Genomic DNA, 7328 nt, shown 5'->3' on the forward strand with positions numbered 1-7328 from the left:
TCGGCCGCATGGCAGCCCGAGCCTGGGAACGAAATTGTCGGCCATGCCTATATATAGGCACGAGATGATCAGGGGATCAGCAGCACTTTGCCGAAGGCCTCGCCCGACTCCAGGAGATCGTGCGCCGACTGCGCCTCGGCGAACGGGATGCGGGCGTGCACTACCGGCCGCACCCGTCCGTCGGCGATCATCGGCCACACGTGCTGCTCGGTGTCGGCGACGATGCGCGCCTTCTCGTCAGGCGGCCGCGGCCTGAGCGTCGTGCCCGTGACCGTCCCGAGCCTGGCGAGGAGGCTGCTGAGGTCGAGCTCGCCGCGCCGCCCCTGCTGCATGCCGATGACGACCAGGCGCCCGCCGCGCGCCAGGGCGCGGACGTTGTCGTTCAGGGCGCCCCCGCCGAGCAGGTCGAGCACGACGTCGGCGCCCCGGCCGTCCGTCGCCCGCAGGACCTCCTCGACGAAGTCCTGCTCCCGGTGGTCGATGACCAGGTCGGCCCCGAGCTCGGCGCATCGCGCCGCGCGCTCCGGCCCGCCGGCGGTCGTGGCCACGTGCGCGCCCAGCGCCCGCGCGACCTGGATGGCGAACGTGCCGATGCCGCCCGACCCGCCGTGGACCAGCACCCACTCGCCGGGACGCAGCCGGCCCACGTCGACAAGGTTGTTCCAGACGGTGCATGCTGCCTCGGGAAGGGCGGCGGCATCGACCAGGTCGACGCCGTCCGGCACCGGGAGAACCTGCGTCTCGCGGACTGCCACCTCTTCCGCGTAACCGCCGCCTTCGAGCAGCGCCACCACGCGGTCTCCGGCGCGCCAACGCGACACGCCGAGTCCGACACGCTTCACAGTTCCGGATATCTCGAGGCCTGGCCAGTCGGGAGCGTTCGGCGGAGGGGGGTAGTATCCGGCCCGTTGGAGCAGGTCAGCGCGATTCACGCCGGCAGCGGCGACGGTGATCACAACGTCGCTTTGGCCAGCATTCGGGTGATTCAGGGATGAAAGGGAGAGTTTCCCTGAGGGGCCTGGTCCGGATATCGTGACGGCTCGCACATCGATGAAGCCTACTTCCGTGTGGCCTCACGAGGGTCGCCAGCGGAAACCGGGTGCCGGTAACTTGTACGCAGCACCGAGGGATGCACGGCGGGCACAACGCACGCCACCCCTTCCGGATCAGTGATGGAGAGAGGTACGCATGTTCCGCAGGTTGGGAGTGCGCGGGAAAGTTCTTGCGACACTGGTCACGCCTGCCATCGTCCTGGTCATCGCAGCGGCGTACATCATCGGCCTGTCTGTGGTCGACGCGATGCGCGCGCAGCAGACGAGCGATCTCGTCGCCGCGCTGGAGTACCAGGACGCGGCAGGAACGACTTTCGCGCAGGAGCGGTCGTACAACATCGTCGCCATGATCGACGACGGCCCGGACGGTGACGCCGCCCGTGTCGCTCTGCTGCAGGGCACGCCGAAGCTGGACGAGAACGGCAAGCCGGTCGTCAAGGACGGCAACCCCGTGTGGGCCGCCCCGGCGGCCCAGGCGCAGACGATCACCGCCCTCGACAAGCGTGACGAAGCGCTGCTCGACATCGACATCTCGATGCTGGACCAGCGCGTCAAGACCGCCGTGCAGGAGACCATCGAGGACCGCGCGGCCATCACCGACGTGCAGAAGAAGGTCGCGACCGGGCGCCTTACCGAGAAGGTAGCGACCGAGGCGTACGGCACCTACATCGACGGCGCCCTCGAGGTGTTGGACGCCATCGCCGACACCTCCGAGGACCGCGAGCTGGGTACCCGCCTCGAGGCGTACCAGTCGATGGACCAGCTGATGCTGACGAACACCTACGAGCGCCCGGTGGTCGCCCTGACCCTCGCCATCGCAGCGAAGTCCCCGGACGCGGCCACGAACATGGCGCTGCGCGCCGCGGACCTGGTGAACCTGGGTGACCGCGAGTGGGACTCCACGCAGGACCTCTTCGACCGGATCCCCGGCGACTACCAGGTGCCCGGCATGGACGGCGTCTACGGCACCGTCCGCGGCGCCGTCGCGCGGGGCGATCTCGCGTCGATCCAGCCGGCCCAGGGCGCGGCGTTCCCGGCGGAGTCCGCCAAGTGGGTCGAGGAGGGCCGCATCGTCCGTGACGCGGTCCGCGAGGACTCCGCGGCCTTCGCGCAGGAGCAGGCCGACATCGCCGCGAACCGCGCCTACCTCACCGGTGGCATCGCGATCGCGGCCCTGGGCTTCTCGATCATCACCGCGCTCGTCATCGCCCGCCGCCTGGTCTCCCCGCTGCGCCGCCTCACCCAGGCCGCCGGTGTGGTCCGTGACCGCCTCCCCACCCTGGTGGAGCAGGTGTCGGTGCCGGGTCAGGGACCGAGCATCGACCTCGACCCGATCAGCGTCGAGTCGTCCGACGAGATCGGCCAGCTCGCCGCGGCGTTCAACGACGTCAACCGAACGACTATCGACGTCGCCCGCGAACAGGCGGCCCTCCGAGGCTCGATCGCCGAGATGTTCGTCAACGTGGCCCGCCGCGACCAGGTGCTCCTCAACCGGCAGCTCGCGTTCCTCGACGACCTCGAGCGTTCCGAGGAAGACCCGTCGACGCTGTCGAACCTGTTCCGGCTCGACCACCTCGCGACCCGGATGCGCCGCAACGCGGAGTCGCTCCTGGTCCTCGCGGGCATCGACTCCGGTCGTCGCGTCCGGCAGCCCATGCCGGTCTCCGACGTCATCCGTACGGCGTCCTCCGAGATCGAGCTGTACGACCGGGTGCGCCTGAACCTCGTCGTCGACCCGATGATGCTGGGCCACAACGCGCTGAACGCGGCTCACCTGCTGGCCGAGCTCCTCGAGAACGCGACGATGTTCTCCGAGCCGCACACGCCGGTCGAGGTCACCACGGCCCGCGACGAGCAGTTCGTGACCGTCGTGGTCCGCGACCACGGCCTCGGGATGAACCCGGACGAGGTGGCAGAGGCGAACCGCAAGGTGCTCAGCCACGCCGCGTCGGACGCCGTCGGCGCCCAGCGCCTCGGCCTCTACGTGGTCGGCCGCCTGTCGGACCGGCTTGGCGCCCAGGTGGCGTTCGGCGTGGGCGAGGGCGGCACGGGCACCGAGGTGACGGTCCGCTTCCCGGCGGTGCTGTTCATGCCGGACAACGCGATGCCGCTGCCGATGCCCACGGACCCGCTGGAGGCGAACACGCAGGCGGCCGCCTCGCAGTTCAACGGCGGCCTGGCCACGGGCCCGGGTACCGGTGCGATGCGCGGTGCGGGCGGTTTCGGCTCGCCCGGCATCACGGCGGCCTCGCCGGCCACGACGTCCGTCCCGCAGCAGGGCGGTATGCCGGTCCCGACCGGCACCTCGCAGATCGCGGCCGCCGCGTTCGCGGCCCAGCCGGCTCCCGCCGCCCAGCAGGTCGACATCAACGCCCTGACGGACGGCACGACGGCGCTCGGCCTGGCCCGGCGCCGCAGCTCGACCGCCGCCCAGCCGATGGCGGAGATGACGCCGACCGGCTCGATCGTCCTGCCGGAGATCCAGACGCCGTCGCTCCCGCAGGAGTACCAGGGCGACGACAACGCCTGGGCCCCGCCGGCGAACGTCTCCGAGGGCAGCTCCCTCCCGAGCCGCCAGCGCGCGCCGAAGGTGGAGGAGCCGGTCTCCCCGGTCTTCGAGGACACCACGCCGGCCGCGGTGGACGTGGACCAGCGCAGCGCGCTCTTCTCGAGCTTCCGCTCCCTGAACACGATCGACCCGGTCGACGGCGGTGGCACCCAGTCGCTGCAGCTCGACCCGGTCACCCAGGACCCGGCCGCGCTGCCGGGGATGTCCGACACCGACGTGATGCGGTTCCCGGCGGCGGGTGGCGTCCAGCCTGCCCTGGCCCAGAGCTTCGGCGGCGGACGGCCGGAAGGCCTCGGCGGACCGAGCCAGGGTGACGGCGAACAGTCGCAGGGCTTCGGGGCGGAGGCCCTGGAGGGTCCCGACTCGTCGTTCGAGGCGCTGCCCGCGTTCGAGGAGCTCATGGCGGACCTGCCGAGCCGCCGCTCCACCGCCGCGGCTCAGCAGGGTGGCAAGCCGGCCCAGCAGAAGCGCGGCCTGTTCGGCCGTCGTCCGGGCCAGCCGGCGACCGGTGAGCTGCGCGCCTACCAGCCGCAGGAGCGCCCCGCATCGCGTTCGATCCAGACGGTGGGCGGCCCCGTGGCCGGCGTGCCGACCTTCGGTGCACCGACGACGCCCGCGCCGGGCACCGAGACGCAGAGCTTCCAGACGCCGAGCTTCCAGGCGCCGCCCCAGCTGCCGCAGGACTTCCGACAGGACTTCCAGCAGCAGGACTTCCAGCCGGAGCAGGATTTCCAGCCCCAGCAGGACTTCCGTCCGCTGGACTTCCAGGCGCCGAGCACCCCGCAGCGGAGCATTCCCGCCCCGCAGCAGGCAGCTCCGATGACCGGTGCCTTCCCGGCCCAGGCCCCGCAGCCGACCGTGGAGGACCCGACCTATCAGCGGGGCTACCAGGAGGGTTACCAGCGGGCGGTCCAGGAGTCGCTGACGTCGGCGCTGCCGGCAGTGCCGAACACCGCCCCGGCGGGCGGCACGGTTCCGGTGCCCAACGCGCAGACGCCGGCTCCGGCTCCCGCGCACGGCACGAACCCGTTCGTCGACGCCGCACCGCGTGCCGCGGCGGCCGCGCCTGCCCCGGCGCCCGCTCCCGAGCGGGCACCCACCTCGTTCGCGTCGAGCCCGGCCACTCAGGCCGTGCCGATGGCGACCGCGCAGCAGTCCTTCGAGGCACCGGCCCGCGAGTTCAGCGAGCCGTACCCGACCGGCGCTGTGTACGACCCGACGTACGGCTCGCCGGCACCGCTCGCCAAGCGGGCCGCCGGCACCGACGGTGACGGCAAGGACCCACTGGACCCGGAGTACGTGCGGGACTCGGTGGAGGCTCGGTCGGAGTGGACGGCCTCGGCAGTCCTCTACGAGGAGATGACGAGCCTTCTGCGCCGCGGGGCATTCCAGGAAGATGACGTGAAAGAGAACGACTCATACCGTCCGGCAGCCGTCAACACCGAGGTTGCCAACGTCGGTCTGACCCGCCGCACTCGCGGTGCCTCCGGCACCGGGGCGGACCCCACCGTCGAGCGTCTCTCAGCTCGCATCGACCGTGATCCCGAGCAGCTTCGCTCACGTCTCTCGGCATTCCAGTCGGCCACCGCGCGTGGCCGGTCGGAGTCCGTCGACGGGGGCGAATCCGAGCACGAGAACGGCAAGAAGGCCGATGGGGACTCGACGTGGGCACCCTCGACCGTGAATCATGTCCCTGACTCAGCGCCGCAGTCGCGGTGACAAGCAAGCGCGTCTGTGGATTCTGACTAGGAGGAACAGAGAGTGACCCTCAGCACCGAAGCAACGAATTTCGGGTGGCTGCTCGACAACTTCGTGCGTACCGTTCCCGGCAGCCGGCACACGCTCGTCGTGTCGGCGGACGGCCTGCTCATGGCGATGTCCGACCAGCTCGACCGCACCAGCGGTGACCAGCTCGCGGCGATCGTTTCGGGTATGTCAAGCCTTACGCGTGGAGCTTCTCGGCAGCTCAATGGCGGTAATGTCCGTCAGGCGATCATCGAGATGGACAACGGGTTCCTTTTCCTGATGAATGTCTCGAACGGGTCCGTGCTCGGCGTGGTCGCGGAGGCCACCTGCGATATCGGTCTCATCGGTTACGAGATGGCTCTTCTGGTGTCCCGCACCGAGGCCACGCTCACGCCTCAGCTGATCTCGGAGATGCGTGGCAGCCTCCCGGTCGACGGGCAGACCCGAGCCGCCAGCGTGGGATGAGGACTCGACCATGACGTACGCACCTTTCGGTTCCCAGGGGCAGGGGGATGTTCGTGAGACGTCCACCGTGCGCCCCTACGCGGTCACCGGAGGCCGGGTGCGGTCGGAGCTGTCCGACCTGCCGCTCGAGGCCCTCGTGGAGGTTCTGCCCGGCGCGGTCAGCAGTTTCGGGTTGCCACCCGAGAAGCGCGCGATCCTCCAGCACGCCGCGCACACGTACGTGTCGATCGCCGAGCTCTCGGCCCTTCTGCGGCTGCCCCTGGGTGTCGTCCGGATCCTTGTGGCGGACATGCAGGAGGAAGGCCACGTCACCGTGCACACCTCGACACCGGTTAACGTCCACACAGGCCACGGCAGCTCGAACTCGGGCCTGTCGCTGAGCGTCTTGGAGAGTGTTCTGAATGGCATTTCCGCCCTCTGACGGCGGGGCCCGCAGCGGTCCCAACTGGGCCCCGGTGTCGGGTAACGCCGGCACTGCGACCGCTTCATCAACTGCGCCCGCGCGCCAGAGCGTGCTGGGTGGCGGCGGTGGCGCTCCGGCGCCCACCGCACAAGCTTCTCGTCCGGCGCAGGCACAGCCTGCCCCGCCGGTGATGCAGCAGGCGCCCGCCGGCAATGCCGCGGCGCAGGCGGCACCGGGCGCACAGCCCGCGGCCGAGCGCACCGCACCGACGGTCGTCAAGATCGTCGTCGCGGGTGGCTTCGCGGTAGGTAAGACGACGTTCATCGGTTCGATCTCCGACGTCGAGCCGCTGAACACCGAGGCCGCCATGACCGAGCACTCGGTGGGCGTGGACGACGCCGGTGGCGTCACCGACCGCAAGACCACCACCACGGTGGCCATGGACTTCGGTCGTGTGGAGCTCCCGGGCAACCTGTGGCTGTACCTGTTCGGCACCCCGGGCCAGGACCGCTTCCTCTTCATGTGGGACGACCTGGTGCGCGGCGCGATCGGTGCGGTCGTCCTGGTCGACACCGACCGCCTGGAGCAGTGCTTCCCGGCCATCGACTACTTCGAGTCGCGCAACATCCCGTTCGTCGTGGGCGTGAACTGCTTCGACGGCGTCGCCAAGCACCGGCTCGAGGACGTGCGCGAGGCGCTGCAGATCCCCGCCCACGTGCCGATGCTCTACACGGACGCACGGTCCCGTGCGGCGACGAAGCAGACGCTCATCGCGCTGGTCCAGCTCGCGATGCGTCAGCTCCGCTCCGGCGCACAGGCGCAGGGCTGAGCGAACTCTCCAGCACTCCGCGGACGGCGGGCCACCTGAGGGCGGCCCGCCGTCGCTGTTCCGGCGGACGCTAGACTGTGTGGCTGCGCCGTCCTGCCTGTCGGACGGCGGGCGCGGGTGCGCGAGGAGGGCTGACAGAGCGGCCTAATGTGACGGTCTTGAAAACCGTTGTGCGGCAACGCACCGGGGGTTCGAATCCCTCGCCCTCCGCCCATGGCGTGTTGTCGAAGTAGAGCGCTTGTCCGGCCTGGACCCGCTGAAATG

General features: G+C 70.5%; 5 protein-coding genes and 1 tRNA gene. 5 read left to right on the forward strand and 1 reads right to left on the reverse strand.

The features are described from left to right. Positions 1 to 68 precede the first annotated feature (68 nt). The gene (locus ACFT2C_RS01635; RefSeq protein ID WP_377205257.1) at positions 69 to 1046 is read right to left on the reverse strand and encodes an NAD(P)H-quinone oxidoreductase; all 978 of its coding nucleotides are present in this window, start codon (positions 1044 to 1046) and stop codon (positions 69 to 71) included. Positions 1047 to 1188: 142 nt separating this feature from the next. Here ACFT2C_RS01635 and ACFT2C_RS01640 point away from each other — a divergent pair, with 142 nt between their 5' ends. The 5 genes from ACFT2C_RS01640 (at position 1189) to ACFT2C_RS01660 (ending at position 7274) form a co-directional block, all read left to right on the forward strand. Further along, entirely contained in the window at positions 1189 to 5340 is a 4152-nt protein-coding gene (locus tag ACFT2C_RS01640; protein WP_377205258.1) for an ATP-binding protein, read from the forward strand. A gap of 42 nt (positions 5341 to 5382) precedes the next feature. Next, on the forward strand, positions 5383 to 5832 hold the full coding sequence (locus ACFT2C_RS01645; RefSeq protein ID WP_020017525.1) for a roadblock/LC7 domain-containing protein: 450 nt from the start codon (positions 5383 to 5385) through the stop codon (positions 5830 to 5832). A gap of 10 nt (positions 5833 to 5842) precedes the next feature. Then, entirely contained in the window at positions 5843 to 6253 is a 411-nt protein-coding gene (locus tag ACFT2C_RS01650; protein ID WP_020017526.1) for a DUF742 domain-containing protein, read from the forward strand. A 172-nt stretch (positions 6254 to 6425) separates the two neighbouring features. Beyond that, complete coding sequence (locus ACFT2C_RS01655; RefSeq protein WP_377205267.1) at positions 6426 to 7064, forward strand: ATP/GTP-binding protein; 639 nt, start codon at positions 6426 to 6428, stop codon at positions 7062 to 7064. Positions 7065 to 7189: 125 nt separating this feature from the next. Continuing rightward, a tRNA-Ser gene (locus ACFT2C_RS01660) sits at positions 7190 to 7274 on the forward strand. Positions 7275 to 7328 lie beyond the last annotated feature (54 nt).

It is taken from the genome of Promicromonospora sp. NPDC057138 (assembly GCF_042670845.1).
Taxonomy (GTDB): domain Bacteria; phylum Actinomycetota; class Actinomycetes; order Actinomycetales; family Cellulomonadaceae; genus Promicromonospora.